The 2,051-nt window shown below is 61.5% G+C and carries 2 protein-coding genes and 1 pseudogene; all 3 read left to right on the top strand.

Annotated features, from left to right (window positions below; all coding sequences use genetic code 11):
- A pseudogene (locus tag FNF32_RS11970) lies at positions 1-438 on the top strand (site-specific DNA-methyltransferase); the annotation flags it as partial.
- Positions 439-463: 25 nt separating this feature from the next.
- A complete protein-coding gene (locus FNF32_RS15675; protein WP_246087815.1) occupies positions 464-586 on the top strand; it encodes a hypothetical protein in 123 nt (40 codons plus the stop codon).
- Positions 587-767: 181 nt separating this feature from the next.
- Positions 768-1,775 (top strand): hypothetical protein, encoded by a 1,008-nt coding sequence (locus FNF32_RS11975; RefSeq protein WP_143796657.1) that lies wholly within the window; start codon positions 768-770, stop codon positions 1,773-1,775.
- Positions 1,776-2,051 lie beyond the last annotated feature (276 nt).

Here is a 2,051-nt window from a genome sequence, read left to right on the forward strand (position 1 = left end):
AGAACGGCCGACCCGACTACCAATCTCAAACCCGCAGACTCTCGTTATGAACGAGGGACCCGAGGGGGGCAGGTCAGCTGGTATGTGTGGGATCAGGGTCCGGGCTTGCCGGGCGACTGGAATGGCCGACTCGCGCCGTCGCACGAGTTCATTTTCCACTTCAACCGCCAGCCGCGGAAGCCGAACAAGCCCGTCGCCTCCAAACACGCGGGCGAGACGCTGGGCGGCGGTGGGCTGCGCGGAGCCGACGGCACTGTCCGCGCCAAGACCGGCAGCGGCAACGCGATCCAGAGCCACCGCATCCCGGACAGCGTCTTCCGCATCATGCGCCACAAGGGCGGGCTCGGCCCGGCGGGCTCACACCCGGCGGTGTTTCCGGTGGCGCTGGTCGAGGCGGTGCTGACCGCATTCAGCGACCCCCGGCGATCTTGTCTATGAGCCGTTCTGCGGTTCCGGCACCCAGCTGGTTGCCGCCGAACGTAGCGGGCGACACTGCTTCGCGATGGAGCTGGACCCGGTCTATTGCGACGTCGCCGTACGGCGGTGGGAATTGGCGACGGGGAGGAAGGCCGTGAGACAGCACTGATCGAGGTGCGCGTTGTCAGGTAACGGCGAGTAGTGGCAAGAAATCAGCTCTTCTGGTTACTCCCCTTGCTGGAAAGGGCATTGGGCTGCCGTCTCTCTTCCGAGAGGCATCCCCCTTCACCCAGCAACAGGCAGCAGCCGACTTCGAGGTGTGGCGAGAGAAACCCTGTCTGGCCCCGGCGATGATGTCCGACTTGGCGCGTCCTCACGAAACGCCCATTCGACGGGAAGAACGTGCTCTCGGCGCATGGCTGAAGACGATCAAGGCATCGAGGGACTTTGATACCGGTGGGCGTTTGGACAAGGAGGATGGCTACGCCTGCCAGACGATCTGGTATCATGGAGTTGGCGAACGAGGACGAGCCGGCGAGAGTCCCTTTTCCTTGCCTGGCGCGTCCCGCGAAAGTTGGATGTCAAGTCACGTCCCGTTCATCTATCGGCGAGCCGACATCTCTGCACCGCCCCGGAAAAACGTCTTCACTGACGATGGAGAACTTGGGGCAGATGGTACACGGTCCGGCCGCCCACTCCGTTTCCTCGATCACGGCTCGGAACTGCACGATGCGCTGGTTTCGGGCTATGCTGCTGCAGGCCTTACTGCCTTAGGGAAAGCCAAGCCGGTAGTGCAGACGAGCGTCAGGCTACCCGAAGGTCATCCGGCACGGGGTCTTGGCCCACTGGTGGTCATTACAGTGGTGCAGTTCGATCCTTTCCCGGATGAGCTGCTCCCCGCGCTCTGGACGGCCGAGGCAAGGGCGATTCTCAACAGCGCGCCGACAGAAGTGCAGAAGACCGCACTTTCCGCCGATCGACGCATGCTTCATACCCTTTTTCGTTCCTTCCAGCGCAGGATCAGGATCGCAGCCCCCGCAGTATTCATGCGCAAGGGTTACTGGAAGACCAAGGATGGTTGGCAGGAATTGTCCGAAGAAGAAGCGGACTTTTGTCTTCAACCAATAACGTCGTCGACCAACAATGCGCTGGCCAGCGGTAGAATCCCTCTTTCGGCTCTCGAGAAACATGAGGCGGTGAACGCGCTCCGATCTCGACAACTGGCGACAATCACCTCCGAGGTGGAACGATACAGAGACTCAGCTCAGCAGCGTATTCGACATGAGGTTGAAGGCATGACAGATCAGATGAGCGCGCACTTTCTGGCAGAGATCCGGAATCGCGAGCTGATGCTGTAACGGCGTAGACAATCTTCACCGGAAGCCGGTCCAGTCGAGCTTTGGCAGGGCCAGGTTGCGGCTTTGGAGAGATCCCTGTCGATGGCTCGGGAGAACTTTTCTGAGGCGACCGACTTCTTGCAAGGTCTCGCGGGCGGACATCACCTCGCTCGAACGGCACAACCGTGCACCATACTCCTAGCGCTCATGGCAGATGAGTGTAAGCGCCACGGCGCTCTCCTCCTGCCGCTGCTGATCTGATCGGTCCATTCTCCGCGGGTGGGCATGGGGCGGAGG

The organism is Paracoccus marinus, assembly GCF_007018965.1.
Classification (GTDB): domain Bacteria; phylum Pseudomonadota; class Alphaproteobacteria; order Rhodobacterales; family Rhodobacteraceae; genus Paracoccus; species Paracoccus marinus.

Excerpts from the sequence above, each read along its gene's own strand:
- FNF32_RS11975 (WP_143796657.1), top strand. The coding sequence starts at position 768 with ATGATGTCCGACTTGGCGCGTCCTCACGAAACGCCCATTCGACGGGAA.